Genomic DNA, 24,783 nt, shown 5'->3' with positions numbered 1-24,783 from the left:
CGCCCGGCAAGCAAGGCTTGCGTGAAGCGAAAACATTTAAGGAAGGCTTAGTTGTTCATTTTGGCTGATGTTCGAAGAGAGTGATCTGTAAAAAAGTATAGCAAGCGCAACAGATCGGACGCAAGCGGGCCGCTGCGGTGTGTTGTCGCGTGCGGATACGCTCCGAACCGGGGGAGGTGCCTCGCGCGAATGAAAAACAGACCCGGTGCATGTGCAGCGGGTCTGTTTTGTTTCTCAACGTCGAGTGTGGCGTGACGCAGCTGTTTTACTGCACCGCCACCGTCCCAAAGTTCTGCCGTCCGAACGGACTCACGTGATAGCCACTCACGTTCGTCCGCGTGATGGCCGCCGCGGTCGGGTAGCCCAGCGGAATCCACAGCGCCTGATCGTGAATGATCTGTTGTGCCTGTTCATAGGCCTTCGCGCGTTTGGCCTGATCAGGCGTCGCTTTGCCGTCGGCGATCAGCTTGTCCAGATCCTGATCGCAGAAGCGCGCAAAATTGATCCCCGACTTCACCGCGTTGCAGCTGAAGAGCGGCGACAGATAGTTGTCCGGATCGCCGTTGTCGCCGGCCCATCCCATGAACAGCGTGTCATGCTGGCCTTGTTTGGCCTGCTTGATCAGCTCGCCCCATTCGATCACCTTCACCTCAGCCTTCACGCCGATCTTGGCAAAGTCGGCTTGCAGCAATTCGGCGCCGGCCTTCGGATTCGGATTCAGCACGCTGCCGTTCGGGCGCACCCAGATCGTCGTTTCGAAGCCGTTCGGATAACCCGCTTCCGCGAGCAGCTTCTTCGCCTTCACGGGATCGTACGGCCACGGCTTCACGGCCTTGTCGTAGCTCCACGTGTTCGGCGGATACGGATTGACAGCCGGTGTCGCGGTGTTGTCGAAGATCGCCTTCAAATACGTAGTGCGGTCGAACGCCATGTTCAGTGCGGCGCGCACCTTCTGGTTATCGAGCGGCTTCTTCTGCGTGTTCAGGGCGACGAACGCGGTCATGAACGCGGGCGTTTGCACGATGGCGAGCGACTTGTCGCCCTTAGCTTCGGCGAGATCCTGTGGCTTCGGCGATAGCGCGATCTGGCATTCGCCGGCCTTCACCTTTTGCGCGCGTACCGTGGCGTCCGGCGTGATCGCGTAGATCAGGCGGTCGATCTTCGGCTTCGCGCCCCAGTACGTCGGGTTCACGTCGTAGCGGATCACCGCGTCTTTCGTGTAGCTCTTCAATTCGAACGGACCGGTGCCGATCGGCTTCGCATTCAGGTCGACCTGTTTGCCGGCCTTGAGCAACTGGTCGGCGTATTCAGCCGAATAGATCGAGGCGAAACCCATGGTCAGGATCGACACGAAGGTTGCGTCCGGCGCGTTCAGTTCGAACTTGACGGTGTTGTCGTCGACTTTGCTGATCGACTTGATGAGCTTCGGCAAGCCCATTGATTGCGCGTGCGGGAAGCCGCTCGCGCCCGCCACCTTGTGCCACGGATTGCTGTCGTTGAGCATGCGGTCGAACGTGAAGACGACATCGTCGGCATTCAGCGCACGGGTGGGCTTGAAGTAGTCGGTGGTCTGGAACTGCACGTTCGGACGCAGATGGAACGTGTAGGTGAGGCCGTCGGGGCTCACGTCCCATTTGTCGGCTAGCGAGGGCACGACTTTCTTCGCGGCCTCGTCGTACGAGACCAGCGAATTGAAGATCACGTCGGCCGACGCATTGGTCGTGACGAGCGAATTGAACTGCACGACATCGAAGCCGTCGGGGCTCGACTCGGTACAGACGGTCAGCGGTTTGGCGAGCACGAGCGCGGGCGCCGTGAACAGTACGGCGGCTGCGAGCAGTTTGAAGCGCATAGGATCTCCCATAACAAGCGCAGTCAGGCAGTGCGTCTGGTTGTGTGGTTGTATTCCGTTGACGAAGGACGGGGCGCTGGCCGTCCGGCGTCCGGGGGCAGCGTGACCGTCGTCTTTATTGTGATACGTTTCCGGCGCTGGCGCATGGTCTGGATGTTGCTCTATACGCACGTCCTTGCACGTCCTCGCCTTCGCGAAAGCTTATCGAAGGGTGGTTGTGGCGACAACAATTTAATCCGCATATCCATATGGCGCCCGATTGTTGGAACGTAGCGGTACGGCTTGATGGCAGCGCTGAGCCGCGTGGAGCGGTGGTTTGGTTTCGTTTCGTTGTTCAGTGACGCGGTTCGGTGCCGGCGCTCATGACGCAGCCGCGCGCTGCAGCAGATATCCGATGCCTTCGATGGCGCGCACGCCGTACCACGACACCAACTCTCCATCGATCAACTCAACGCGTTTGCCGGCCAGACGCGGATCGCGTTTCAGTGCGTCGCAATGTGCCTGAGTGAAGCGATATGGCTCGCTTGAAAGCAAGATGCGATCGACGCCGGCAAGCCACGGCGCGTGGTCGAAGTCGAGCGTGGGATAGCGTGCCGCGCCTGCCGTTCCGCCTTCTACGTGAGGCAGCGTCTGCCAGTTCACGAGCCTCAGCATCGCGGCGATATAGGTATCGCGTGCGACTGTCATCCATGGTTCGCGCCAGATCAGATACAGCACGTTTTGCGGAGGAAACACGCGCGCGGCGGCCTCGTGCAGACGCGCTTCGAGCGCCGCGCTCAAGCGCTGCGCTTCTTGTGCGCGGTCGAATATCGCGCCCAGCAGCGAGTACAGCGAGAGATTGTCCTGCGGCGTCTGCGGATGGGTGACGACGATGTGCGGCACGAACGCGCGCAATTGCTCGACGGTGTCACGCTCGTTTTCGTCGATATTGACGATCAGATGGGTGGGCCGCAAGGCTCGAATCGCGTCGACATTGACGGCCTTGGTGCCGCCGACCTTGCGCACCTGCCGCACCTTGTCGTGTGGATGCGCGCAAAAACCGGTGCGCCCGACGATCTGCCTGTCGAGCCCGAGAGCGAACAGCAATTCGGTGATGCTCGGCACCAGCGAGACGATGCGGGTAGGGGCGCCCCGCGTATCGACGCCCGCCATTTCGTGCGCGACGCCGGCTGCATCGACCGCACGCGGTTGCATGATTTATTCGACGACGGCGCGGGGCTTGCGCGGCGCGCGTTCGAAGGCTCGATCGTAAAGCCAGCGCGGCAGCACGTGCAGCAGCATCGCCGCGATACGCATCTGCCACGGGAACACGGCGAAGGCCGTCTGCCGCTCGACCGCCCCGGCGACCTTCACCGCGAAGCGGTCGGCGTCCATCAGGAACGGCATGCTGTACGGGTTGTGCTCGGTCATTGGGGTGCGGATATAACCGGGCGCGATGGTAACCACGCCGACACCCAGTGGCCGCATCTCGACGCGCAACGCTTCCAGATACTTGAGTGCGGCTGACTTCGACGCGCTGTATGCGCCCGACCCCGGCAAGCCACGCACGCCGGCGACGCTGGCGATCCCGACCAGCGTGCCTTTCTTCGCGGCGACCATCGCGGCGGCGAACGGCTCAAAGGTGGCGACCATGCCGAAGTAATTGATGTCCATCACTTCGCGGAACGTGCGCAGATCGCCGTGCCCGGTGACCGCGCCGCGGCTGATGCCGGCATTGGCGATCACGACGTCCGGCAAACCGTGCTGCGCGATGAACTGCGCGGCCGCTTCGGCGAGCGCCTCGGCGTCGCGGACGTCGACGGAGTAGAGGGAGAGGGAATTCTGCGGATGGGACTGCTGGAAGGCGGCGAGGGCGTCGCCGCGGCGGGCAACCAGGCCAAGAGTCGCGCCGCGCCGCGCGTATTCGGCGGCGAGCGCGAGGCCGATGCCACTTGAGGCGCCGGTAATGAAAACCTTCAGGGGTGAACTCATTCCGGCGCCTCGGCTTTACATCTTCTTGGCGCGGACCTGGGCGACCAGGTAGTCCAGCACCTGGATCGTGCCAGGCAGGCTGTTGGTCGCAGCCGGACCCGTTTCATACTTGCCCTGCACGGCCAGCGTCGGCACACCGTCGATCTTGTAGTCGTCGAGCAACTTCTTGTCTTTCTGCAACGCGCTTTGCGTCGAGAACGAGTTGTACGCGTCCATGTACTTCTTCGGATCGACGCCGTTCTTCGCGAGGAATTTGGCCTGATCTTCCGGCGTCAGCAGGTAGTCCTTGTTGACGTGGATTTCATTGAAAACCTTCGGCGTCAGTTGCGTCGCGAGGCCGAGTGCGTCGAGCGCGTGATACATCTTCGAGTGCGGAATGAAGTCGTCGCGGAAGGCGACCGGCACGCGCCTGAACACCACGTCCGGACCTTGCTTCTTCACCCACGCCTCGAGGTACGGGTTGAATTCATTGCAGTGCGGGCAGCCGTACCAGAAGAATTCGGTGACTTCGATCTTGCCGGCCGGCACGTCCGTAGGTTGCGGCGTGGGCAGCACGGTGTAGTCCTTGCCGGACACCGGCGCAGCCGGCGATGCATGCGCCGTGGCGGCAACCAGGCCCAGCGAAAGGAACAGAATGCTCAGCAGTTTTTTCATGTTTTGTTGACCCAGGTAGGCGGTAAAGCGGTGGCGCCACGCAAATGCCCGTCACCGTTTTCAATGTCGGCGTTAGACGCTAAAGTCGTCCGTTGTGTTTGTCGGTTGTGCCTATGACTCGCGCCGCACGCCGATAGTTCGGCGGCGGCGCGCTCCGGCAAAGCACCGTTTGTTGATTGTTTGCTTATTGTTTCGTGAAGCGGATCACGGCTGTATCCACGCCCGCGTCGGACAGACGCTGACGGCTCGAATTCATGTCCTCGAACTTCGAGAACGGCCCGATACGCACACGGTAGTACGTCACGCCGCCCGCATCGCGCTGCGTGACCTTCGATTCGAAGCCCTGGAAGGCGAGGCGCGCACGCTGCTGCTCGGCGTCGGCCGAGGTTTTGTAGGCGCCCACTTGCAGGAAGTAGCCCGTGTTCGCGTCCCCCGGCGCCATGCCCGAGCCCGGCTTGGCGTTGGCAGCCGTGCCGGACGACGTGCTCTTCGGCGCCGAGCCTGCCGCGGTGGCGGCCGGTGCGCTGGCGCCTTGCGGTTTCTTCACCGCTGCGGTGGCCGTGCCGTTGCCGTTATCCTGCGCGGGCTTCGGTGCGACTGCCGTGCCGTTCGCATTGCCGCTCGACGGCGGCACTTCGACGATCTGCGGTTCTTCCAGCATGCCCGATTGGGTCTGCGAGTTGGTCTGGCCCGGTGCAGTGTTCGGCGGCGCCGGTTGTGCGGCCTGCGGCACCGGCTGACCCGGCGTCTTGCCTTGCAGCGGACGATTCGGGTCGTATTGCTGTGCCTGGCTCGCGCCGGTGTCAGGCGCCGCGGGCGGCGCGACCTTCGAGACGAACGGCGTGGGCGCACGGGTGATATACAGCGCCACCACTACCGCGATCGCGAGACCGACGATCAGGCCCAGCACGATGCCGAGAAAAGTCCCCCCGGTTTGTTTCGATTGCGATTGCTTTGTTGTGCGGCGTGGTTTTGCCATCGTATGAATCACCTGCAAAAAGAATCCTGGAACGGCCGTCGATTATAACGACGGCCGCGTGCATGTTGCGCCGGAGGACTTACATCTTGACGGGAGCGGAGACGCCGATCGTCGCGAGACCGTTGGCCAACACCTGACGCGTGGCCGCAAGCAGCGCGACGCGTGCATTGCGCTCGACTGCGTCGTCGACCAGCACGCGTTCGGCTCTGTCATTGTAGAACGAGTGGAATTCCCCGGCGAGGTCGCGCAGATAGAACGCGACCGCGTGCGGCGCGAGTTCGTCGGCCGCGTGCTCCAGCATGTCCGGGAACTCGGCGAGCTTGTTCAGCAAGGCCATGGCGCGTTCGCTGGTGAGCGGCGACACGTCCATTTGCGCCAGCGTGCTCTCGTCCGTGCTATAGCGCGCTTTGCATTCGGCGATGACCGAGCAGATCCGTGCATGCGCATACTGCACGTAATGCACTGGATTTTCGTCGTTTTGTTTCAACGCGAGATCGATGTCGAACACGAATTCCGTATCCGCCTTGCGCGAAATCAGGAAGAAGCGCACGGCGTCGCGGCCGCGGCGAATTGTCTCTTCGTCGATCAGATCGACGGCGGCTTCCGAGCCTGGCGTCGCGCCACCCGACCATTCGATCAGATCGCGCACCGTCACGTAGCTGCCCGCGCGCTTGGAGATCTTCACCTCTTCGCCGTTGCGCATCACCGTGACCATCTTGTGAAGGATGTAGTCGGGATAGCCCTTCGGAATACCGATGCCGAGACCCTGCAGGCCGGCGCGCACCCGCGCGATCGTGCCGTGATGGTCCGAGCCTTGAATGTTGATGACCTTGGTGAAGCCGCGTTCCCACTTGGCGACGTGATAGGCGACGTCCGGCACGAAGTACGTGTAGGTGCCGTCGGTCTTGCGCATGACGCGGTCTTTGTCGTCGCCGTCGTCGGTGGTGCGCAGCCACAGCGCGCCTTCCTGTTCATAGGTCTTGCCGGCGGCGATCAGCGCCTCGACGGTCTTCTCGACCCGGCCTTCCTTGTACAGCGACGACTCCAGATAGTACTGGTCGAACTTCACGCCGAAGGCCTGCAAGTCCATGTCCTGCTCGCGACGCAGATACGCCACGGCAAAACGGCGGATCGCATCGAGGTCTGCGACGTCGCCCGCCCCCGTGACGGGCTCACCATCGCTCGCGGCAACCGTGGCGCCGCTCAGATAGTCTTTCGCGATGTCGGCGATGTATTCACCGTTGTACGCCGAGGCAGGCCAGCCTTCGTCGCCCGGGGCGAGGCCTCGAGCGCGCGCCTGGGTGGACAGGGCAAGTGTGTGGATCTGCACGCCGGCGTCGTTGTAATAGAACTCGCGGTGCACGTCATAGCCTTGCGAGGCCAGCACGTTCGAGAGCGCGTCGCCGAGCGCGGCCTGGCGGCCGTGGCCGACATGCAGCGGGCCGGTCGGGTTGGCCGAGACGAATTCGATCAGCACATGCTTGCCGGCGTCACGCTGCGAACGGCCGAAGGCCTCCTTTTCAGCGAATACGGCGGCGATCACCGCCTGCTTGGCGGCGGCCGCGAGGCGCAGGTTGATGAAGCCGGGACCGGCCACTTCGGCGGCATCCACGAGCCCCAAGGCTCGCGGCTGCGCGAGCAGCGCGTCGACGATCTGTTGCGCCAGCTGGCGCGGGTTGGCGCGCAAGGGCTTGGCGAGTTGCATCGCGACATTACATGCGACGTCGCCGTGCGCAGCGACTTTTGGACGTTCCAGGGTGATCGTGGGCGAAACGAAAGTGGCTTCGCTCGCGCCCTGGGACGCTTGCGCGACTTGCTTCACCGTGTCGGCGAGCAGTGTTTCGAGGGTATGTTTATGTGCAGGCAGCATGCTTGTTGCGAGTCCAGTGAGGCAATCCGGTGATGCGGGAGAGGCGCCGGCTGCGCGACGCGCGCAGCCGATTCGTCAGAAGCGTGGAAAGCGGCGATGCACCCGCCGGGCACATCGGGGCGCCATCAGGCACGTTGTCTGCAACGCGATTAGCGCGGTGCGCGGCGACATGCCGGGGGCGCCTGCTGCTGCGGCATGGCGCGGCAGCAGGCGGGTTATGGCCAACCGGACCCGCCCCGCCACCTGCGCAATGCCGCGCGCGGCGCTTTGCGGCGCGCTTTTCCGTCCAGACGGATTTTAGCAGGTGCTAATATGTTCAATGAGATGCCCACCAAGGGCCGTGGCCGCCGTGCCTGATCGGCTGTCAACGTAACGCGCGCCGAGGGCTGGTTTCGAGCCGCTTGCGCGTCAATCCAACATAACGAAAAAGGGAACAGTCATGCTGATTACTTTCAAATGTCGCGCCAGTCCGGATGTGATGATGCTGGAGAATCTTGCCCAGTACCTCGTCGGTATCGTCGGGAAGCGCCTTGGTGAGCGTGGTGTTATCACCCACGACGAAACAGGCCCTGCGATCGCGAAACTCGAATCGGCCATCAGTACCGACAAGCAGGAGCGTGCCGAGCACGACGGCCATTTCCACGAAGGCGAAGACGGCCACGAGCATCACGAGATTCCGCCGGGACTCGCGCAGCGCGCGTATCCGTTCCTCGACATGCTGCGCGCCGCGCAGAAGGAAAACGCGGATATCGTCTGGGGTCTCTGATTCCCGAGCGGTCCGCCGGTTGTGGCGTTCGCTGCGCCTCGCGGCGAAGACTGCGACGCGCCAATGAAAAGAGCCCGCATCAGCGGGCTCTTTGTCTTTCAAGGCCTTAACGGCCCGTCTGCCGAACCTGATTACTGGCTGGCGGCGTCCGCCGGGGCGGCCATTGGTGCCGACGCACCCTTCTTCATTTTTTGCTTCTTGGGCTTCTTGACGTGCTTTTGCGTAGGCGGCGAATACGAACTCACCGAACTCGCGGCGCCGGGGGCCGCAGGCTGAGCCAGCGCCACCGAGGTGCTGGCGGCAAGCGAAACAGCAGCCAATAACAGCGTCAGCTTCTTCATACGATTCTCTCCGTTGACGATTGCAATTAGATAAGCCGACGCGTTTTGGCCGCGTCTGGCGGGTTGATGCCATTTCAGTTTACAAAGCCGAAAATTGCACTGCCGCAAATATTCAGCCTATCGTGCCCGATATAGTGGCTTTCCCGCCCCGCAAGGCTTACAGCAAAGGCGCGAGAGCCCGTTCAGCGTCTGTTTTCGACAACGACATGCGTTTTGCGTAGTCTTCCAGCTGGTCCTGGCCGATCTTGCCAACCGAGAAATAGGTGCTGTCCGGGTGTGCCAGATAAAAGCCGGAGACGCTTGCCGCCGGCAGCATGGCCAGCGATTCGGTCACGGTCATGCCGATTTCAGGGGCTTGCAGCACGTCGAACATGTCGCGCTTCACGAGGTGATCCGGGCAGGCCGGGTAACCTGGCGCCGGGCGGATGCCATGGTACTTTTCGGCGATCAGATCCTCGTTCGAGAGGGTTTCGGCGTTCGCGTAGCCCCAGAGGTCGCGGCGCACGCGGGCATGCATGGCTTCGGCGAATGCTTCGGCGAAGCGGTCGGCGAGTGCCTTGAGCATGATCGCGCTGTAGTCGTCGAGATCCTTTTCGAACTGCTTTTCCTTCACGTCCACACCCAGGCCGGCCGTGACCGCGAACATGCCGATATAGTCGGCCACGCCCGAATCCTTCGGCGCGATGAAGTCGGCAAGCGAGCGATTCGGCCGCATCACGCCGTCCACTACCGGACGCACGCTTTGCTGGCGCAGGTTGCGCCACGTCAGCGCAACTTCCGAGCGCGATTCGTCTGTGTAAATCTCGATGTCGTCGTCGTTCACCGTGTTGGCCGGGAGCAGGGCGATCACGCCGTTGGCCTGCAGCCAGCGGCCCTGGATCAGACGCGCGAGCATCGACTTGCCGTCCGAGAACACGCGGCGAGCCGATTCGCCGACGATTTCGTCGTTCAGGATCGCCGGATACGGGCCGGCCAGGTCCCAGGTCTGGAAGAACGGCCCCCAGTCGATGTAGCTCGCCAGATCGTTCAGGTCGAAGTTTTTGAACACGCGGCGGCCGATGAACTTCGGCTTCACCGGCTGGTAGCTGGCCCAATCCACCTTGGTCTTGTTCGCGCGGGCTTCGGCGAGCGTGACCATCGGCAGGGCTTTCTTGTTGGCGTGCTGGTCGCGGATGCGGTCGTAGTCGGTCTTCAGTTCGTCGACGTACCTGGCCGCGCCTTCATCGGACAGCAGGCTCGACGCCACGGAAACCGAGCGCGATGCGTCCGGCACGTACACCACCGGGCCTTCGTAATGCGGTGCGATCTTCACGGCGGTGTGCACGCGCGAGGTAGTCGCGCCGCCGATCAGCAGCGGGATCTTCTTGATGCGGAAGTAGTCGTCGCGCTGCATTTCCGACGCGACGTAGGCCATCTCTTCGAGGCTCGGCGTAATCAGGCCGGACAAGCCGATGATGTCCGCGCCTTCGACCTTCGCTTTGGCGAGAATGTCGTTGCACGACACCATCACGCCCATGTTGACCACTTCGAAGTTATTGCACTGAAGTACCACCGAGACGATGTTCTTGCCGATGTCGTGCACGTCGCCCTTCACCGTGGCGATGACGATCTTGCCCTTCGCGCGGACGTCGGCGCCGGCTTCGGCCATCAGCTTCTTTTCTTCTTCGATGTACGGGATCAGATGCGCGACCGCCTGCTTCATCACACGCGCCGACTTCACGACTTGCGGCAGGAACATCTTGCCCTGACCGAACAGGTCGCCGACGACGTTCATGCCGTCCATCAGCGGGCCTTCGATCACATTGATCGGGCGGCCGCCGGCTGCGGCGATCTTCGCGCGCACTTCTTCGGTATCTTCGACGATGAAGTTGGTGATGCCGTGCACCAGCGCATGCGACAGACGCTTCTCGACCGGCTGGTTACGCCATTCGAGGTTCTCTTCCTTCTTCGCGGCACCGGTTTTGAACTTGTCGGCGATTTCGAGCAGACGATCGGTGCCGTCTTCACGGCGGTTCAGCACGACGTCTTCAACACGCTCGCGCAACTCCGGATCGAGATCGGCATACACGCCGAGCTGGCCCGCGTTGACGATGCCCATGTCCATCCCCGCCTGAATCGCGTGATAAAGGAACACGGTGTGGATCGCCTCGCGCACCGGATCGTTGCCGCGGAACGAGAACGACACGTTCGAGACGCCGCCGCTGATCTTCGCGTAGGGCAGGTGTTCCTTGATCCAGCGCGTGGCGTTGATGAAGTCGACCGCGTAGTTGTTGTGTTCTTCGATGCCGGTCGCAATCGCGAAGATGTTCGGATCGAAGATGATGTCTTCCGGCGGAAAGCCGACTTCGTTCACGAGGAAATCGTAGGAGCGCTTGCAGATCTGCGTCTTACGTTCGAACGTATCGGCCTGACCTTTTTCGTCGAAGGCCATCACGACCGCCGCCGCGCCGTAACGGCGGATCAGGTTCGCGTGATGACGGAACGCTTCTTCGCCTTCCTTCAGCGAGATCGAGTTGACGATCGCCTTGCCTTGCACGCACTTCAAGCCCGCTTCGATCACGTCCCACTTCGACGAATCGATCATGATCGGCACACGCGCGATGTCCGGCTCCGACGCGATCAGATTCATGAAGCGGACCATCGCCGCTTTCGAATCGAGCATCGCCTCGTCCATGTTGACGTCGATGATCTGCGCGCCGTTTTCGACCTGCTGCCGCGCGACCGCGACCGCGTCGTCGAACTGGTCGTTCAGGATCATTCGCGCGAACGCCTTCGAACCGGTCACGTTGGTGCGCTCACCGACGTTGATGAAGAGCGTCCCGGGCGTGACGTTGAACGGCTCGAGGCCGGAAAGGCGCATGGTGTGATCGGTCATGGCGTAGGTGCGGTTCGGTTGCGTGCGGTTACGTGCGTCGGGTTCGATAGCGAAAGAGCGGCCGCGGTGGAGTGGGACCCGGCCGCCGGACTTAGGCTGCGTCGCGGTATTGCGTTGGCCATTGGCGCGGCTTCACTTCAGCCAGCGCTTTGGCAATCGCCGCAATATGCTCCGGCGTCGTGCCACAGCAGCCCCCGGCGATATTCACGAGGCCTGCCTGCGCGAACTCCTTCAGCAATCCCGACGTATCCGCCGGCAATTCGTCAAAGCCCGTATCGCTCATCGGATTCGGCAAACCGGCGTTCGGATAGCACGATACATAGGTATCGCACAGCTTGGCCAGTTCGGCGACATACGGGCGCATCAGCGCCGCGCCCAACGCGCAGTTCAATCCGAACGTGAGCGGCTTGGCATGACGCAGCGAGTTCCAGAAGGCCTCGACGGTTTGTCCCGAGAGAATCCGGCCCGATGCATCCGTGACGGTGCCCGAGATCATGATCGGCAGACGCTCGCCGGTGTCTTCGAACAGTTCGTCCAGCGCGAACAGCGCAGCCTTTGCATTGAGCGTATCGAAGATCGTTTCGACGAGAAACAGATCGCAGCCGCCGTCGAGCAACGCTTTCGCCTGCTGGTAGTACGCCGCGCGCAGTTCGTCGAACGTCACGTTGCGTGCACCGGGATCGTTCACGTCAGGGGAAATGCTCGCTGTTTTCGGCGTCGGTCCGATCGCGCCGGCGACGAAGCGCGGCTTGTCCGGCGTCGAGTACTTGTCGCAGGCGGCGCGTGCCAGCTTCGCCGATTCGAGATTCATCTCGATGGCGAGGTCTTCCATCCCATAGTCGGACTGCGCAACCGTGGTGGCGCCGAACGTATTGGTCTCGATGATATCCGCGCCCGCCGCAAGATATTGCTCGTGAATCTCGCCGATGATCTGCGGTTGCGTGATCGACAGCAACTCGTTGTTGCCCTTGATGTCGCGCCCGTAGTCCTTGAAGCGCTCGCCACGATAGCGGGCTTCGTCGAGCTTGTAGCGCTGGATCATCGTGCCCATTGCGCCGTCCAGAATCAGGATGCGCGACTTGAGCAGCGCGGGCAGCGCCGTGCCGCGCGTGTAGGCGGCGTCGGGACGGACTGGCGTGGCGGATTGAGCAGGCTGGTTCATGGCGGACGAGGGCTTGCGCCGGCTTTTTCGGGAAACCTGTCATTGTAGCCGCTGTGGGGCGGTTCCGCCGGGCGTGGGCCGGGCGGGCAGGGTGCGCGTGGCAGGGCAACGGGAACTGCAGGGGCACCGGAAAGAAAACGGCCCAGTGAGGCAGAAGCCTGCTGGGCCGTTAAATCGATGCTGACCGACTTGTCAGCGCCGCCGGCTGAGCCGATGGGCGCGGTCGATGTGTGTCGCCAAACCGTTACGCTAAACCTTTCGGTTAGTGAAGAATCACCGGTTGATGCATCAGGCTGTCGAACTGCCCAAGGAATTCGTCTACTTCATCCAACGACGGTTCCTCTTCGATCAATTTTTGCACGTGCTCGCGGAAACTGGCCGCCATTGCACCGTCTATGTAAATTTCGCGCTGCATGTTTTTGTCGACGATCTCATAGCCACCCGACTTCATGGCCAACGGACCTTCCTGCGGCGGAAACTCGACGACACAATAATTGGGGCTGTTGTAGATCATTTGCATGGCGACACTCCTTATTTCCGTTGGCTCCTGGCCATTCCTGCGCCATAGGTGGAGCTAGTGGTGTGGAATTCAAGGGGTGGGTCCGGATTGACGCTTGTAATGTTCCGAACCTACCGGTTAGACCGGCTTTCCAAGAAACGTTTCAAGCAGTGCAGCAAAACCGTGAGACTGCTCGATGGGCGCAAGAAGAGCGGCATCGCGCATTGCGGACTGTGCGCCTTCGATGGCGTCTGCTATTGCCTGCGTAGCAGCAGGTGGCGTGCCCGTGTCGTGGCGGCCCCCATGGCCAACGTCTGGCGACGCATTGTTCCCAGCTTACCGCGTAGATCGAAAACGCGCAGGGCTTCGCACGTGATGGCGTAGTCTTCTGGCAACGTATGGGCTGGCATCTCCCTGATCTGCTCGGCCGCGTCGAGGTGCTTTGCCCGAAAAGCGAGCGTCAGCCAGCGGCTCAATGCCGCACCGGTGACGCCATGGCGCGAGTCGGCCTCGCCGTGCAAGTTTCGCGGGCCCGGTCGCGTCCCTATTAGGTTCAGGGCTTTTCGGGCAGGTTGCCGGGGCCGGTTGAATCGACTGATGAAGCGGAAGCGGCATCGGGCATCACTGCCGGCGCGATAGAAGGCGCCTGGTTTGTCGAATTGTCAGCCGCAGTATTGCCGTTATTGGCGGTGTCCCCGCTGCTATTGAGTGGATTACCAGCATTCTCCGAATTGAGCTTGCCGCGCCACACCAGTTCGAATTGCGTGCCGTTCGGCTCGGTCTGCATGATTCGCGCGGGCAACCAGCCGAGCGACGGCGCGAGCCATACGTCGACGCGGCGTAGATCGCCATCGTGCCGAGGCAGGCGCTTGAAGTGGCGCGTTTCGAGGTAACCCTGCGCGGTGCGGATGGTTTCGTCGCCGATCGTCTCGACTGGCCAGTTCTCGCCACTATCGTTATCGACCACGAAGAATTGCCGCGTCACGCCTGGCTTATAGGCGGCAGGGTCGCCGCGCACGAGGGCGGCGAGTTGCATCACCATGCTGAAACGGTCTTGCGCGCCGTCGGGCAGCGGCAGCGTGGCCGGGGTACGCGTGAAGGCGATTTTTTTGTCGGTGCGATTGAAGATGGCCACGTCTTCCGGACGACGGCCGCGCTTTTCGACGTATTGATCCGGTGCGAGGCCGAATGCGTCGATGCGGCCATGGCTCGAATACACGAACGTGCCGACGAACGGGAGTGGCACGGAGACGACCATCTCGTAGCTTTGTGCGGTGCTGGTCCAGTGAATTGTGCCGGGCTGGTTACGCACGCCGTTGTAGAACGTGTCGTACTGGAGTTCCCCGGAAGGTGGAACGGAGAATTTCACGCCCGCTGAAGCTTGAGGCGCGCTGGCGGCGGTGGGCGCACTGGCCGTGCCGGTAGCGGACGCACTCGCATTAGCGTTGGCATCAGGGGTGTTCGCGGCGGCCGATGCACTCGCTGCTGCATCCGATGCGGCCGTGACCACGGGTGCCTGCTTTGCCGCTTGCGTCGCAGTCAGCACGTGTTCGCGTGGCTTGCGCGCGGCGGCCTTGTGCGCCGGCGCTGCAGCTTGCGGCGCTTCGGCGGCGGGTTTGCGCTCGATACGTTCCGGTGTCAGCAGTGCAACCTGCACGGGGACATGCTCGTTGTCCGATGGATTCAGCGTCGCGCGGTTGCGCTCGACCCATTGCGCCGCGATCCAATGCAGGACGGCCACGACCAGCAGAGCGGCAATCCATCGCCCCACCCGCAAACCGGCGCGCGGCCTGACGGGCGGCGTGCGATCAGAGCGGCTTGTGGCGGAAGGTGACGACATTGGCGAATGAATTTGAACGGGCCGACGGGAAGCGAATAGACGGGGCAGCACACCCCAAGTCCCGGCGTGGCGGCAACGGTGAAAGCCGCCAGGCCTGATGCTGAACGGACCGCGAACGGGTTCGACTACATACCAGCGAACGATGTTCCTGGACCCGGCTCATCAGCTCATCCGCGGGTCAGCGTGGCGCCGCACTATACCCGAGCTCATAAGAGAGCTTTTGTGCACATTCGCGCAGCGCCGTATCGATCTCGCCGCCCCAGCGGATATCGAATGCGCCTTCGTGACCGAGTGCGACCAGGCCCAGCGCCAGATCGCCGGTCGAGTCGAACACCGGCATGCAGAACGCGTGGATGGTCGGCAGCAACATGCCTTCCACGCGCGCCGCTTCATGCTGGCGCACGTCCGTCAGCACCCGCTCTACTTCTTCCCGCGTGCGCGGGCCGCCCATGTGCGACGAGCGGCGCGAATCGGCCAGTTCGCGCTCCAGCATCGCGGCGGTCTTGCTCGACGGCAAATAGGCGGCAAACAGCAGACCGGTGGCGGAATTGAGCAGCGGCATCACGTCACCGAGCTTAAGTGACGCCTTGGCCGGGTGGCTCGACTCCATCCAGTGAACCATCGTCGGACCCTGATTACCCCATACCGCGATGCCCACCGTCAGATCGAGGCGGTCGCGCAGTTCGGCAAGCGCAATGCGCGCGAGCTTCACGCCGTCGACGCGGGCAAGCCGCGCGAGACCCAATTGCAACGCGAAGCCGCCCAGTTCGTAACGGCCCGACAGCGGATCCTGTGCCACGACACCGAGGCGTAGGAAACTCACCAGATAGCGGTGCGCTTTCGCCGGACTCATGCCCGCACGCTGCGCCAGATCGCGCAGCATCATCGCGCGCGGTTCGTGGGTCAGCACCTCGAGCAATCTGAACCCGACCTCGATCGACTGGATGCCGGAGCGCAGCTTTTCCTCGCCAGTTTCGACGCTTTCGTCGTCCGACTCCGGCGCTTCGAGCGGTTCAGCGGAGTCGGCGTCGGTACGGATCGCGCCGGAGCGGGCAATTGGAGACATGAGCGAGGCGCATGGAGCGCGTTTTAAAGAAAGTGATAAGGAGGCGGGTTGGACCTCACAGCCGTGCCGCCACGTTGCGCAAACCGCCGTCGGGCAACGGCACTTGGGCCGAGCCGATTCACCATCGTAGAATAGATTCCTTCTATCGTCACTAACGGTTCACTCCTCTATGAAACTTGCCACGCTGAAGGACGGCACGCGCGACGGTCAGCTGATCGTCGTGTCCCGCGACCTGCACACCGCGGCCGTCGCCGACGCGATCGCGCCCACCATGCAGCGCGTGCTCGACGACTGGGCCTTCTACGCGCCGCAACTGCAGGATTTGTACGATTCGCTCAATCAGGGCCGCGCGCGCAACACGTTCCCGTTCGACGCCAGGGAATGCATGGCGCCGCTGCCACGCGCATTCCAGTGGGCCGACGGTTCGTCGTACGTGAACCATGTGGAGTTGGTGCGCCGCGCGCGTGGCGCGGAAATGCCGCCGGAATTCTGGACCGATCCGCTGATGTACCAGGGCGGCAGCGACGACTTCATCGGCCCGAAAGACGATGTGCTGTGTGCATCTGAGGAATTCGGCATCGACTTCGAAGCAGAAGTCGCCGTGATCACCACCGACGTACCGATGGGTGCCACGCCCGATCAGGCGTTGAAGAGCGTGCGGCTGGTGACGCTCGTCAACGATGTCTCGCTGCGCAATCTGATTCCCGCCGAGCTCGCGAAGGGCTTCGGCTTTTTCCAGAGCAAGCCGGCCACCTCGTTCGCGCCGGTAGCGGTGACACCCGACGAACTCGGCGAGAGCTGGCGCGAAGGCCGCGTGCACCGGCCAATGATCGTCCACTGGAACAACAAGAAAGTCGGCCAGCCCGACGCCGGCACCGACATGGTGTTCCACTTTGGCCAATTGATCGCGCACGCGGCGAAAACGCGCAATCTGCGCGCCGGCGCGATTGTCGGTTCGGGCACGGTGTCGAACAAGGACGCGAAGCGCGGCTATTGCTGTATCGCTGAAAAGCGTTGCCTCGAGACCATCGAGCACGGCGCGCCGCAAACCGAGTTCATGAAGTTCGGCGATACCGTGAAGATCGAAATGTTCGACGAAGCAGGCAAGTCGATTTTTGGCTCGATCGATCAGGGCATCGCGCCGCTGGATTGAGTTGCAGGTGTTGTGCGGTACGCGGAGTCAAGGCCGCGTCTGTACGCGCTTCGTTGTCTACGAAAGGGTTTCGCCCGATACCGGCACCATGACGCGCCGCTACACTGACTGGCGCGGCGCCCGCCTCGGGGAAGCGGTTGTCCGCTGATCGCGAAATCAACGCAAACTCGAACGCAAACCCGCACGTGAGCCGGGCACAAGCAGCACATCGGCGGACCATCAAAACGAAAAAACGACGTGAGGAGACAGCATGCCGCGATTTGAATCCTTTGAACGAGTCACCCAGCACGCTCGCGCATCGAGCGCCCGCGCAACACCATCGCGGCATGGGCTCGCCCGTCTTGCCGCCGCGTTGTGTGCCGCGCTGCCCGCCATCGCCCTCGCACAGGTGAAGATCGGCCTCGTGCTGTCGTTGACCGGGCCGGCTGCGTCGCTCGGCATTCCCGCACGCGATACCGCCACGCTGCTGCCCAAGCAGATTGGCGGGCAGAGCGTCGAATACATCGTGCTCGACGACGCGTCCGACACTACGCAGGCTGTGCAGGACACGAAGAAGCTGATCTCCGAGAATCACGTCGACGCGATCATCGGCTCATCGATCACGCCGAATTCGCTCTCGATGATCGACGTGGTTGCCGATGGCGAAACGCCGATGATCTCGCTGGCCTCGTCGGCGAAAATCATCGAACCCGTGGATGCGAAACGCCACTGGGTATTCAAGACCCCGCAGACCGACGCGATGATGGCTTCGGCGATTGCCGAACACGCCAGTGCGCACGGCGTTAAAACGATCGCGTTCATCGGCCAGGCCGACGCGCTCGGCGAAACCTTCTATACCGAAGTCGCAAAGTTCGCGCAGTTGCATCACATCAACATGGTGGCGAGCGAGCGCTTCAATCGTACCGATCCGAGCGTGACCGGGCAGGTCCTGAAGATGCTCGCGACCCACCCGGATGCGGTGGTGGTCGGCGCGGCCGGCACGCCCGCCGCGCTGCCGCCGAAGACGCTCAGGGAACGCGGCTACAAAGGACTGATCTATCACAATCATGGGGTCGGCAATAACGACTTCCTGCGCGTGTGCGGCGCCGATTGCAACGGCACGTTCCTGCCCGCGAGCCCGGTGCTGGTCGCCGCGCAATTGCCAGCGGACCATCCGGCCAAACGTCTCGCGCTCGACTACATCGCGCGCTTCGAGGCGTTGCGCGGACCGGGCAGCGTGTCGGCGTTCGGTTCGTACACGTGGGACGCCGGCATGCTGCTCAGCAACGCGATACCGATCGCGCTTAAAGCGGCCGCGCCCGGCACGCCGGAATTTCGCCGTGCGCTGCGCGATGCGCTGGAAGCAACGCGTGGTCTCGCGGACACCAATGGCGTGGTCAACATGAGCGCCACCGATCACCTCGGACTCGATCAACGGGCGCGTGTGATGGTCGAAATCAAGAATGCGAAGTGGGTTTATCAGCCGCATTGAGTTTGCGCGGGGTTTGCGCTGACGTAGCGCACGAAGGTGCCGAACGTGCCTTTAAGGCGACGGTTTCAACAGATACACCGATAGACGGATTGCTCACCATGTCTCAGGCACCACACAGTAACGACGCGTTTTATGCGCATTACCAGTCGCTGCAATTGCATCGCCACCCGCACGGTGTGCTCGAAGTCGTGATGAGCGGCGAGGGCGCGAACAAAAGCGGGCTCGCCACCGCTAACGCGCGGATGCACTTCGAGCTCGCGGAAATCTGGCGCGATATCGATCGGGATCCCGACACGCGTGTCGCGATCATTCGCGGCGAGGGCAAGGGATTTTCGGCCGGTGGCGACCTGCAACTGGTCGAAGACATGGCGACCGATTTCGACGTTCGCGCACGCGTGTGGCGAGAGGCGCGCGATCTGGTCTACAACGTGATCAATTGCAGCAAACCGATCGTTTCGGCGATGCATGGCCCGGCCGTCGGTGCGGGGCTCGTGGCCGGACTGCTCGCCGATATCTCGATCGCGACGAAGTCGGCGCGCATCATCGACGGTCATACGCGTCTGGGCGTCGCCGCCGGCGATCACGCGGCCATCGTCTGGCCGCTCCTGTGCGGCATGGCGAAGGCCAAGTATTACCTTCTGCTGTGCGAGCCGGTGAGCGGCGAAGAGGCCGAGCGAATCGGCCTCGTGTCGCTTGCCGTCGAGGAAAACGATCTGCTGCCCAAAGCATTCGAAGTCGCGCAAAAACTGGCCAACGGCTCGCAAACGGCGATTCGTTGGACCAAGTACGCGCTGAACAACTGGCTGCGCTCGGCAGGGCCGGCGTTCGATACGTCGCTGGCACTGGAGTTCATGGGTTTCGCCGGGCCGGATGTACGCGAAGGCGTGAACTCGCTGCGCGAGCGGCGCGCGCCGGATTTTGGCGGCGCGGACCCGTGGCGTGGCCAGCCGCAGCAGCCATCCGGCGGCGGCTCGGGCGGTGATCGCTCCTGAAAGTCGGAGAACGGCGCGTATTGCGCAAAGCCCCGCCGGTTGGCCCTTAAGGTGCTGCGCAGATGGGGCAGACAGCAGCCCAAACTAAGCGCGGTTCGCAGCGCCACGCGCGGTATGATCGAATCAGACGCGCGCGGGATGGCGCTATTTCCTTCCCTTTATGCAGCGAGGCGACAAGCATGACTGATACACATGGCACCACGCCGCCCTTTCCCGGTTTTCCCGGTTTTCCCGGTTTTCCGCCCGCTGAAATGCTCGAACGCATGTGGGGCATGATGCGTCTCTCGCCGTTCAACTCGGCGTTCTCCGGCGCGCAGCCTGGCAGCAGCCTCGGGCCGTCGCTGTCGATGATGTCCGACATGATGGCGCCGCTGACCAATGTCGAAGAACTCGACAAGCGCATTACCGACATGCGAGCGGTCGAACAGTGGCTCAAGCTGAATCTGAATATGCTGCAGTCCGCCATTCAGGCGCTGGAAGTGCAGCGCGCAACGCTCGCTACGCTGCGTGCGTTCGGCGCGTTCGCGCAGTCGTCGATGGCGCAGCCGGCTTCCGGCGCTGCTGCGCCGAGCCCCGCGCCGACTGGCTGGCCGCATCCGGAGACATCTTCGGCTTCGGGCGGTGCGAGTTCATCGGCCGCAGCCGAGCCGGCAACCGACGAAGGCGGGGCCACCGCGACGCCGCCGTTCGATGCTTCTGCCTGGTGGAATCTGCTGCAATCGCAGTTCAATCAGATCGCCCAGTTTGCGACGACGCAGCCAGGCGCGGCAGACGGTTCGGCGACCAGCTCGCCCGAGGGCGCGGCGAGCGCCTCGGCGTCGGCAGGGAAGGCGGCTGACGCGCCGAACGCGAGCGCAGCGGACGCAGGGCCCGCTGCCAAACGGCCGGCCGCGAAACGGGCAGCGACGTCAACTTCAACGTCCGCGAAACGCGCCGGCAGTTCGAGTGCCGGGCCGCGGGCGCCGAAAAAGTCTGTCTAACGGCAGGAATGAAACAGGACAGCGCGATCCATGCGACGAGGGCGCAAAGCCAGACGGGCCGGCGAGGCAAACTAAGTGAATTCGCCACCTGTCATGGTTTTGACCCCGATCGTCGGCCACACTCCGCGAATCGGCTGGTTTATTGAGAGCGGTCAATCAGGCACCGGATTTGCGTCTGTCAGGGCACGGGATCTGTAAATTCAGCGTGCTATCATTGTGTAAGCTTCATTCGGCTTTTGGGCATGCGCTGAAAACAACCAATCCGGCTGCCCTGGCGCCATTCGCCGCCGGTACACCGGCGCAGGGCTGGACGGTGCGGATTTATCGCAGACTGGCTCGACCTCAGGCATAGGGTATCCCTCACCCACGGTTGGCCGCGCAGCGCGTAACTTCTGGTTAGCAGCGCCGCGCAATCGCCTGGACTTCTTTGCTGCCCGGTGCATCTAGGCGGCAGATTACCGCGTAAAATTGAATGCTTGGCCGATAAACGAGGCGCAAACCGTGCGTTTCGTTCGTCATCAGTAAAAGTGCTACACGTAGTAGTGACAGACACAGACAGTATGCGCAGAACAGGGGTGGAACTATGAACACCATGCTTTATCCGGAACTTTATAAATCGCTCGAATCCGTTCGATGGGACATGGAGAAAGACATTCCCTGGGACAAGTTCGATGCATCGCTATTGACCGACGAGCAGGCCGCGACGATCAAGATGAATGCGATCACCGAATGGTCGGCGTTGCCCGCCACGGAAATGTTCCTGCGTGACAACCATCACGACAGCGATTTCTCCGCATTCATGAGCGTGTGGTTCTTTGAAGAACAGAAGCATTCGCTGGTGCTGATGGAATATCTGCGCCGTTTCAAGCCGGAAATGTGCCCGACCGAAGAAGAACTGCACGCGGTGCGCTTCGAATTCGACCCGGCGCCGCCGCTCGAAACGCTGATGCTGCATTTCTGCGGCGAAATCCGCCTGAACCACTGGTATCGCCGTGCAGCCGAATGGCACACCGAGCCGGTCATCAAGGCCATCTACGAAACCATTTCGCGCGACGAAGCGCGTCATGGCGGCGCGTATCTGCGCTACATGAAGAAAGCGATGGTGCAAACCGGTGACATCGCGCGCGCTGCGTTCGCCAAGATCGGCGTCCTGATGGCGTCGGCGCGCCGCACGGAAAAGCCGTTGCATCCGACCAACCTGCACGTGAATCAGGCGCTGTTCCCGCGCGACACGATTCAATCGCGTCTGCCGGATCCGGAATGGCTCGAACGCTGGCTCGACGAGCAGATCCGTTTCGACGACGGTTGGGAAAAAAAGGTGGTCGAGCGAATTCTGCACAATCTGTCGATTCTGTTCGAGCGCACTTTCAACACGGCGCAGGAATTGAACCGTTATCGCAAGGAAGTCGTCGCGCGCTTGCAGGCCGATCAGAAGTCGGCTGAACAGCCGGCATGATGGGTTCCGGTTCGCGGGGTTGAGTCTGAGGTTTGAGTCCGCGGGCTTGAGTCCGATCCGGCGTTAGCGCCGCGAAGCGGTTAAGGTTTTTTAAGAACGGCCCGGCAGGCGTGAGCTTGCTGGGCCGTTTTGCTTCATGCCGTTCGCCGTGTATCGTGGCGGCACTTCTCTTTTCTTTGCGACTCCGTTATGGCTGCCACTTTTGAACGCAAGATGTTGACGCGCGATGCGCTGGTGAAGCTTCGTGCTTCGATGTCCGCGCCGGTTGTATTTACCAACGGGGTGTTCGACATCCTGCATCGCGGGCATGTGACTTATCTTGCCGACGCCAAAGCGCTCGGCGCTTGCCTGATTGTCGGCGTCAATAGCGATGCTTCGGTGCGCATGCTAGGCAAAGGAGACGACCGGCCGATCAATAACGAGTCCGATCGGATGGCGTTGCTGGCGGCTCTGGAAAGCGTCGATTATGTGGTTTGCTTTGGCGAGAAAACGCCTGTGGAGCTGATTTCGGCGCTGCGGCCGGATGTGCTCGTCAAAGGTGGCGATTACGACATGGATGCTTTGCCCGAATCGGCCATTGTGCGGGGCTGGGGCGGCAAGGCTTTGGCGATTCCCTTCGAGCATGACCGGTCGACCACCGCACTGCTGAAGAAGGTTCGAGCGCAAGGGTAACGTCTTTGCGTGCGGGGCGCCTTCTTCTATCCGCCGCTTCCAGGTGAGATGCTGGCGCCTCGCGCTACCGCCTCTAGCACCCTGTGCCGCTTTTACTGCGGCAGTGCCGATGCCGCTATCGGCGCTGCCGGCGCCGGGCCGCCTACGACCGCCTGGTCGGCGGCTTCAGCTGCCGTGACGGGCTGCACCTTCAACCACTCCGCATGGAACTGGCGGTTCAGATGGTTCGGCTCGCGGCCGCCGGCTGTGGGCGTCGGCCCGAATACGCCGCGCATTGCGACGAATGCCAGCATGTTGGCAAGAAATAATATGGCGATCAGCCAGCGCAGCATTGTTAGTATTCCCCGTCCATAAGTTCAGCCGCCGTTATCCGAAAGGCCGCGGCTCAGGCATCGCGTTCCATCGCGCGTTCGGCAGCAATCAGCGCAAGCCCGGACAACACCAGTGAATCGTGGCGAGTATGCGGCACTTTTAACGCACTTGTCACTTCGTCCACCGCGCCGCCGCTCACCACCAGACGCACCGGCACTTGCCATTCGTCCTGCAAATCACGCCACATGCGCTCGATCAAACCGGCTTGCGCTAACGTGCACCCAGCCGACAACGAGTGCGGCGTATCGGTCGCGAAGAATGGGCCGTGGCGATCCCGGTCAGACGTGGCGCCTGCGTCAAGCAAGCCGCGCGCGGCGTTGGCGTCGAGCGTCGGCAGTTGCGCCGTGTGCTCGCCTAGCGAGCGCATCATCAGGGTCCAGCCCGGCGCAATCAGGCCGCCGACAAAGCAGCCGTCCGCGCGTAGCGCTTCAAGCGTGGTCGCCGTGCCGAACGTCGCAATGAGCAGATTCTGACCGGGAAACGCCGCGTATGCCCCAATCAGCCCGGCCCAGCGGTCGCTGCCGAGCGCATGCGGTGTCGTGTAGCTATTGGTCACGCCGCACTGCTGTGCGCAGGCGCGGATCGTCGTGAGCGGCAGTTGCGGCCAGCGAGCGTCGAGGAGTGCGGCAATCCGCGCCGCGACACTTTCACCCGCGACGTTCGATAACCATGCACCGGCTGGCGTCGGCAACTTCGACCAGTCAGGTTGGTCAGCGCCGCCGTGCGCGAGCGCGCCGGCCGCGATTTGCGTACCGTCGGGCTGCACCAGCGCCCACTTGATGCGGCTATTGCCCGCGTCGATCAACAGATAAGGCGCGCTGCTCGTCATGCGGCACCGTCGGCCAGACGCAGCGAGACATCACCGGTCGCGACGGTCAGACGACCCGCTGCTGTGTTGAGCAGCAGTTGCCCGCGTTCGTCGACACCCGCGGCCAGCCCACGCGCCAGTTCTTTACCTTGCTCCAGCAGCACGACTTCGCGGCCCGCGTAGGCGTGGACGGCGTTCCAGCGCGCCTGGAACGGCGCGAAGCCCTCAGCGCCGAAGCGCTGCAACGCAGGTTCGAGCGCGTTCAGTTCCGCGGCCAGCGTATCAGTGAGGTTCGCATTCGGCAGCGCGCGTTGCAGCGCGGTCGGCACGGTGCCGCGCGCTTGCGCCGGTACGTCCACGTTCAACGCACCGACCTTGGCGGCGAGCTCGTCCGCGCCCTTCACATTGGTGCCGATACCGATCACCACGGCGCTCGCGTCATCCGTGCTCCACGCGGTTTCGATCAGGATGCCGGCCAGTTTGTCGCCTTCGAGCAGGACGTCGTTGGGCCACTTCAGTGCGATCTGTCCAGGGCCTGCGACCGGCAACGAGCGCAGGCCGTCGACCAGCGCCACACCCACCGCGAGGCTCAAACCCGCCAGCCCTTCGAGCGGACGCGGCAGCACGCATGCCACCGAAAACAGCAGCGCATTGCCCGGCTCCGCATACCAAGGACGGCCACGGCGGCCGCGGCCCGCGGTTTGCAGATACGCGACCCGCACGATCGGCCGTGGCAACGCGTTAGCTTTGCGCGGCAATGCTTTGACGCGCGTCATCAGGTCGGCGTTGGTCGAGCCGGTTTCCTCGACAATCTCGATCGGCCAGTCATGCGCGTGCGGACCGAACAGCGCGACGGCGCGTTCACGGTCGATGCGCCAGTCGGAAGCCGCGGCGGCTTGGGGTGGGGTCTTGGAAGCGTTCATGTCTCATATTGTAGCGACAGCGAACGCTGCGAGCCCGCGAGCACAGTTCATCCGCCGCGCGTTCGCTACAATGGCCCCTAA

Annotated in this window: 22 protein-coding genes; 7 read left to right on the top strand and 15 right to left on the bottom strand. The window is 62.7% G+C overall.

The features are described from left to right. Positions 1–265: 265 nt before the first annotated feature. The 6 genes from PQQ52_RS18890 to argS form a co-directional block, all read right to left on the bottom strand. Positions 266–1,852, bottom strand: a complete 1,587-nt coding sequence (locus PQQ52_RS18890; protein ID WP_408214307.1) for an ABC transporter substrate-binding protein — start codon at positions 1,850–1,852, stop codon at positions 266–268. 360 nt (positions 1,853–2,212) lie between these two features. Continuing rightward, the gene (locus tag PQQ52_RS18885) at positions 2,213–3,046 is read right to left on the bottom strand and encodes a helical backbone metal receptor (RefSeq protein WP_408214304.1); all 834 of its coding nucleotides are present in this window, start codon (positions 3,044–3,046) and stop codon (positions 2,213–2,215) included. A gap of 3 nt (positions 3,047–3,049) precedes the next feature. After that, positions 3,050–3,823 carry an SDR family oxidoreductase gene (locus PQQ52_RS18880; protein ID WP_408214302.1) on the bottom strand — a complete coding sequence of 258 codons (774 nt, stop codon included), beginning with the start codon at positions 3,821–3,823 and terminating at the stop codon, positions 3,050–3,052. Positions 3,824–3,838: 15 nt separating this feature from the next. Beyond that, positions 3,839–4,477 (bottom strand): thiol:disulfide interchange protein DsbA/DsbL, encoded by a 639-nt coding sequence (locus PQQ52_RS18875; RefSeq protein WP_408214299.1) that lies wholly within the window; start codon positions 4,475–4,477, stop codon positions 3,839–3,841. Between the two features lie 184 nt (positions 4,478–4,661). Beyond that, entirely contained in the window at positions 4,662–5,474 is an 813-nt protein-coding gene (locus tag PQQ52_RS18870) for an SPOR domain-containing protein (protein WP_408214296.1), read from the bottom strand. Between the two features lie 61 nt (positions 5,475–5,535). Then, the gene (gene argS, locus PQQ52_RS18865; protein WP_408214294.1) at positions 5,536–7,326 is read right to left on the bottom strand and encodes an arginine--tRNA ligase; all 1,791 of its coding nucleotides are present in this window, start codon (positions 7,324–7,326) and stop codon (positions 5,536–5,538) included. Positions 7,327–7,765: 439 nt separating this feature from the next. On the opposite strand from argS, the gene PQQ52_RS18860 reads away from it, so the two are divergent. After that, positions 7,766–8,092, top strand: a complete 327-nt coding sequence (locus PQQ52_RS18860) for a DUF1840 domain-containing protein (RefSeq protein WP_325044450.1) — start codon at positions 7,766–7,768, stop codon at positions 8,090–8,092. Positions 8,093–8,223: 131 nt separating this feature from the next. On the opposite strand, the gene PQQ52_RS18855 is transcribed toward PQQ52_RS18860, so the two are convergent. The 6 genes from PQQ52_RS18855 to PQQ52_RS18830 all read right to left on the bottom strand — a co-directional run bounded on the left by PQQ52_RS18855 (position 8,224) and on the right by PQQ52_RS18830 (position 15,875). Continuing rightward, positions 8,224–8,433, bottom strand: a complete 210-nt coding sequence (locus PQQ52_RS18855; RefSeq protein ID WP_408214292.1) for an acid-shock protein — start codon at positions 8,431–8,433, stop codon at positions 8,224–8,226. 157 nt (positions 8,434–8,590) lie between these two features. After that, positions 8,591–11,356, bottom strand: a complete 2,766-nt coding sequence (gene metH, locus PQQ52_RS18850) for a methionine synthase (protein ID WP_408214413.1) — start codon at positions 11,354–11,356, stop codon at positions 8,591–8,593. A 43-nt stretch (positions 11,357–11,399) separates the two neighbouring features. Then, positions 11,400–12,470 carry a homocysteine S-methyltransferase family protein gene (locus tag PQQ52_RS18845; RefSeq protein ID WP_408214289.1) on the bottom strand — a complete coding sequence of 357 codons (1,071 nt, stop codon included), beginning with the start codon at positions 12,468–12,470 and terminating at the stop codon, positions 11,400–11,402. Positions 12,471–12,732: 262 nt separating this feature from the next. Then, positions 12,733–12,990, bottom strand: coding sequence for a BTH_I0359 family protein (locus PQQ52_RS18840; protein ID WP_120344435.1), 258 nt, complete (start codon positions 12,988–12,990; stop codon positions 12,733–12,735). Between the two features lie 532 nt (positions 12,991–13,522). Continuing rightward, complete coding sequence (locus PQQ52_RS18835; RefSeq protein ID WP_408214287.1) at positions 13,523–14,809, bottom strand: DUF3108 domain-containing protein; 1,287 nt, start codon at positions 14,807–14,809, stop codon at positions 13,523–13,525. A 178-nt stretch (positions 14,810–14,987) separates the two neighbouring features. Beyond that, entirely contained in the window at positions 14,988–15,875 is an 888-nt protein-coding gene (locus tag PQQ52_RS18830; protein WP_408214284.1) for an IclR family transcriptional regulator, read from the bottom strand. A gap of 169 nt (positions 15,876–16,044) precedes the next feature. Between PQQ52_RS18830 and PQQ52_RS18825 the strand changes: the two genes are divergently transcribed. The 6 genes from PQQ52_RS18825 to rfaE2 all read left to right on the top strand — a co-directional run bounded on the left by PQQ52_RS18825 (position 16,045) and on the right by rfaE2 (position 22,599). Next, on the top strand, positions 16,045–17,028 hold the full coding sequence (locus tag PQQ52_RS18825) for a fumarylacetoacetate hydrolase family protein (protein ID WP_408214282.1): 984 nt from the start codon (positions 16,045–16,047) through the stop codon (positions 17,026–17,028). A gap of 250 nt (positions 17,029–17,278) precedes the next feature. Continuing rightward, complete coding sequence (locus PQQ52_RS18820) at positions 17,279–18,499, top strand: ABC transporter substrate-binding protein (RefSeq protein WP_408214279.1); 1,221 nt, start codon at positions 17,279–17,281, stop codon at positions 18,497–18,499. A 98-nt stretch (positions 18,500–18,597) separates the two neighbouring features. Next, on the top strand, positions 18,598–19,491 hold the full coding sequence (locus PQQ52_RS18815) for an enoyl-CoA hydratase/isomerase family protein (protein ID WP_408214277.1): 894 nt from the start codon (positions 18,598–18,600) through the stop codon (positions 19,489–19,491). A gap of 179 nt (positions 19,492–19,670) precedes the next feature. Next, positions 19,671–20,471: a PhaM family polyhydroxyalkanoate granule multifunctional regulatory protein gene (locus tag PQQ52_RS18810; protein ID WP_408214274.1), complete on the top strand. Its 801-nt coding sequence runs from the start codon at positions 19,671–19,673 to the stop codon at positions 20,469–20,471. A gap of 583 nt (positions 20,472–21,054) precedes the next feature. Further along, entirely contained in the window at positions 21,055–21,927 is an 873-nt protein-coding gene (locus PQQ52_RS18805) for a ferritin family protein (protein ID WP_028198988.1), read from the top strand. Positions 21,928–22,116: 189 nt separating this feature from the next. Then, complete coding sequence (gene rfaE2 / locus PQQ52_RS18800; RefSeq protein ID WP_408214272.1) at positions 22,117–22,599, top strand: D-glycero-beta-D-manno-heptose 1-phosphate adenylyltransferase; 483 nt, start codon at positions 22,117–22,119, stop codon at positions 22,597–22,599. 92 nt (positions 22,600–22,691) lie between these two features. Here the strand turns inward: rfaE2 and PQQ52_RS18795 are convergent, their stop codons facing one another. Genes PQQ52_RS18795 through PQQ52_RS18785 form a run of 3 tightly spaced genes read right to left on the bottom strand, consistent with a single transcriptional unit; the run spans position 22,692 to position 24,702 of the window. Beyond that, positions 22,692–22,931 (bottom strand): hypothetical protein, encoded by a 240-nt coding sequence (locus PQQ52_RS18795; protein WP_408194412.1) that lies wholly within the window; start codon positions 22,929–22,931, stop codon positions 22,692–22,694. Positions 22,932–22,984: 53 nt separating this feature from the next. Beyond that, on the bottom strand, positions 22,985–23,800 hold the full coding sequence (locus PQQ52_RS18790; RefSeq protein WP_408214270.1) for a type III pantothenate kinase: 816 nt from the start codon (positions 23,798–23,800) through the stop codon (positions 22,985–22,987). Then, a complete protein-coding gene (locus tag PQQ52_RS18785) occupies positions 23,797–24,702 on the bottom strand; it encodes a biotin--[acetyl-CoA-carboxylase] ligase (RefSeq protein WP_408214267.1) in 906 nt (301 codons plus the stop codon). Before PQQ52_RS18785 ends, PQQ52_RS18790 begins: the two co-directional genes overlap by 4 nt. Positions 24,703–24,783: the final 81 nt, after the last annotated feature.

It is taken from the genome of Paraburkholderia sediminicola, from assembly GCF_046030555.1.
Lineage (GTDB): Bacteria > Pseudomonadota > Gammaproteobacteria > Burkholderiales > Burkholderiaceae > Paraburkholderia > Paraburkholderia sediminicola_E.
Note: the sequence above shows the minus strand (reverse complement) of the source record. Positions and strands in the feature narration are given on the sequence as shown.

What these genes read in the sequence shown, in the direction of transcription:
- PQQ52_RS18835 (WP_408214287.1), bottom strand. Translation starts at nt 14,809, where the DNA reads ATGTCGTCACCTTCCGCCACAAGCCGCTCTGATCGCACGCCGCCCGTC.
- PQQ52_RS18875 (WP_408214299.1), bottom strand. Translation starts at nt 4,477, where the DNA reads ATGAAAAAACTGCTGAGCATTCTGTTCCTTTCGCTGGGCCTGGTTGCC.
- PQQ52_RS18855 (WP_408214292.1), bottom strand. Translation starts at nt 8,433, where the DNA reads ATGAAGAAGCTGACGCTGTTATTGGCTGCTGTTTCGCTTGCCGCCAGC.
- PQQ52_RS18810 (WP_408214274.1), top strand. Translation starts at nt 19,671, where the DNA reads ATGACTGATACACATGGCACCACGCCGCCCTTTCCCGGTTTTCCCGGT.
- PQQ52_RS18815 (WP_408214277.1), top strand. Translation starts at nt 18,598, where the DNA reads ATGTCTCAGGCACCACACAGTAACGACGCGTTTTATGCGCATTACCAG.
- PQQ52_RS18790 (WP_408214270.1), bottom strand. Translation starts at nt 23,800, where the DNA reads ATGACGAGCAGCGCGCCTTATCTGTTGATCGACGCGGGCAATAGCCGC.
- PQQ52_RS18840 (WP_120344435.1), bottom strand. Translation starts at nt 12,990, where the DNA reads ATGCAAATGATCTACAACAGCCCCAATTATTGTGTCGTCGAGTTTCCG.
- PQQ52_RS18830 (WP_408214284.1), bottom strand. Translation starts at nt 15,875, where the DNA reads ATGTCTCCAATTGCCCGCTCCGGCGCGATCCGTACCGACGCCGACTCC.
- PQQ52_RS18785 (WP_408214267.1), bottom strand. Translation starts at nt 24,702, where the DNA reads ATGAACGCTTCCAAGACCCCACCCCAAGCCGCCGCGGCTTCCGACTGG.
- PQQ52_RS18805 (WP_028198988.1), top strand. Translation starts at nt 21,055, where the DNA reads ATGAACACCATGCTTTATCCGGAACTTTATAAATCGCTCGAATCCGTT.
- PQQ52_RS18880 (WP_408214302.1), bottom strand. Translation starts at nt 3,823, where the DNA reads ATGAGTTCACCCCTGAAGGTTTTCATTACCGGCGCCTCAAGTGGCATC.
- rfaE2 (WP_408214272.1), top strand. Translation starts at nt 22,117, where the DNA reads ATGGCTGCCACTTTTGAACGCAAGATGTTGACGCGCGATGCGCTGGTG.
- argS (WP_408214294.1), bottom strand. Translation starts at nt 7,326, where the DNA reads ATGCTGCCTGCACATAAACATACCCTCGAAACACTGCTCGCCGACACG.
- PQQ52_RS18890 (WP_408214307.1), bottom strand. Translation starts at nt 1,852, where the DNA reads ATGCGCTTCAAACTGCTCGCAGCCGCCGTACTGTTCACGGCGCCCGCG.
- PQQ52_RS18885 (WP_408214304.1), bottom strand. Translation starts at nt 3,046, where the DNA reads ATGCAACCGCGTGCGGTCGATGCAGCCGGCGTCGCGCACGAAATGGCG.
- PQQ52_RS18845 (WP_408214289.1), bottom strand. Translation starts at nt 12,470, where the DNA reads ATGAACCAGCCTGCTCAATCCGCCACGCCAGTCCGTCCCGACGCCGCC.
- PQQ52_RS18860 (WP_325044450.1), top strand. Translation starts at nt 7,766, where the DNA reads ATGCTGATTACTTTCAAATGTCGCGCCAGTCCGGATGTGATGATGCTG.
- PQQ52_RS18795 (WP_408194412.1), bottom strand. Translation starts at nt 22,931, where the DNA reads ATGCTGCGCTGGCTGATCGCCATATTATTTCTTGCCAACATGCTGGCA.
- PQQ52_RS18820 (WP_408214279.1), top strand. Translation starts at nt 17,279, where the DNA reads ATGCCGCGATTTGAATCCTTTGAACGAGTCACCCAGCACGCTCGCGCA.
- PQQ52_RS18825 (WP_408214282.1), top strand. Translation starts at nt 16,045, where the DNA reads ATGAAACTTGCCACGCTGAAGGACGGCACGCGCGACGGTCAGCTGATC.